Annotated in this window: 2 protein-coding genes; both read left to right on the top strand. The window is 76.0% G+C overall.

Annotated elements, in window-relative coordinates:
• Window positions 1-122 precede the first annotated feature (122 nt).
• Window positions 123-770, top strand: coding sequence for a hypothetical protein (locus ACFXA3_RS09905; RefSeq protein ID WP_385184417.1), 648 nt, complete (start codon window positions 123-125; stop codon window positions 768-770).
• Window positions 771-780: 10 nt separating this feature from the next.
• The gene (locus ACFXA3_RS09900) at window positions 781-1,485 is read left to right on the top strand and encodes a class F sortase (protein ID WP_385184415.1); all 705 of its coding nucleotides are present in this window, start codon (window positions 781-783) and stop codon (window positions 1,483-1,485) included.
• Window positions 1,486-1,611: the final 126 nt, after the last annotated feature.

Genomic DNA, 1,611 nt, shown 5'->3' with positions numbered 1-1,611 from the left:
CACACACCCACCACCCCCGCCTCTCACCCGCTCAGCTCCCCCCCCGCGCGCGCCGCGCCCCCGCCCCGCCCGCCCCCCCCCCCCCCCGCCGCGCGTGAACCTCCTTGTTGAGGAGGTTCACCATGCGCAGTGCTCTGATCGCTCTCCGTGTCACCGGGGTGGCCGTCGCCCTGACGGCGCTCACCGCCGTGTCCTCGCCCGCCGCCCTGGCGTCCGGCGAGGAGAACCGCGGTGGCGTCTCGGTCGAACCGCACCAGGCCGAGCCGGGGGCGCAGGTCAAGCTGCGCGTCCGCGGCTGTGACGAGAAATGGGCGTCCGCGAAGTCCGCCGTCTTCGTCTCGGAGGTCCACCTGTCGTCGGGCCGCGACGGGGACAAGACGCTGTGGGGCGACGCGATGGTCAGCTCGCACGCCCAGCCCGGCTGGCACGACATCAAGGTGAAGTGCGACGGCGGCGAGGACCGCGTACGCGGCTCCATCGAGGTCATCCGCCGCCGCGACGACCGGGAGCAGGACCGCGACCGCGACCGCGACAAGCCGAACCCCCACCAGTCGCCGGTCCGGCCCGTCCACGCGGGCGGCGGCGGAATGTCCGCCGAGCTCGCCGCGCAGGCGCAGGGCCAGGCCGCGGCCGCGGCCGCCAAAAAGAACCACGGGGGCGAGGGCCCCGGCCTCCCGCAGACCGTGATCGGCGCCGTGCTCGCCGCCGCGGCCACCCTGGCCGTCGCGTTCCGGGCGCTGACCCTGCGCCGGCGCCGCAGCGGCGAGTGAGGACCGGGAGGTGACGGGCCCGGGGGAGCCGAAGTCCTCCGGCGGCGGGCGGCTGCTGACCTTCGCCGCCTGGACGGTGCTGGTGCTCGGCCTGTGGCTGTGGGGCCGCGAGATCACCGGGGTCCCACAGCGCCCTTCGTCCACACTGGCCGGCGGGTCGGCGCTCCCGGTCCCCGGGCTGCCCGCCGCGCACACCCCGCTGGCGGCGTCCGTTCCGGTACGGGTGGACGTGCCGTCGCTGGGCCTCCGGGCGCCGGTGATCTCCCGGAGCCTCGACACCCAGGGCGCGATCGAGCCGCCGCCGTTCGACCGGCCCGGGACGGTGGGCTGGTGGGGCGGCGGGGCCAAGCCGGGCGAGGCGGGGGCCGCGCTGCTGGTCGGGCACGTGGACACGGCGTCGAAACCGGCCGTGTTCTACGGCCTGAGCACGGCGCAGCCGGGCGGCAAGGTGCGGGTGGTGCGGATGGACGGAACGGTCGCCGAGTTCACGATCGAGGACGTACGGGTCTACGAGCGGGCGGGCTTCGACGCGCACCGGGCCTACGGTCCGCGGATCGAGGGCCGGGCCGAGCTGCGGCTGGTGACCTGCGGGGGCACGTACGACAAGGCGGCCAAGGAGTACACGGCGAACGTGGTCGTCTCGGCCTACCTGACGGGCGAGGGCGCGGCGGCCGGAGCGGGGACCGGAGCCGGAGGTCCCGGCGCGGCGGTGTGACAGCCGACCGGGGGACCGGGGGACACGACGAAGAAGCCCCACGCAGCGTTCGGTGGGAGGGGGGGGGTGGTTTGGGGGGGCCCGCCGGGGCACGGAACCCCGGCCCCCCGATTAATATAGTTGGGG

The sequence above is a fragment of the Streptomyces sp. NPDC059456 genome (assembly GCF_042750055.1).
Lineage (GTDB): Bacteria > Actinomycetota > Actinomycetes > Streptomycetales > Streptomycetaceae > Streptomyces.
The sequence above is the reverse complement of the archived record's forward strand: the minus strand, read 5'-3'. Positions and strand labels throughout refer to the sequence as shown.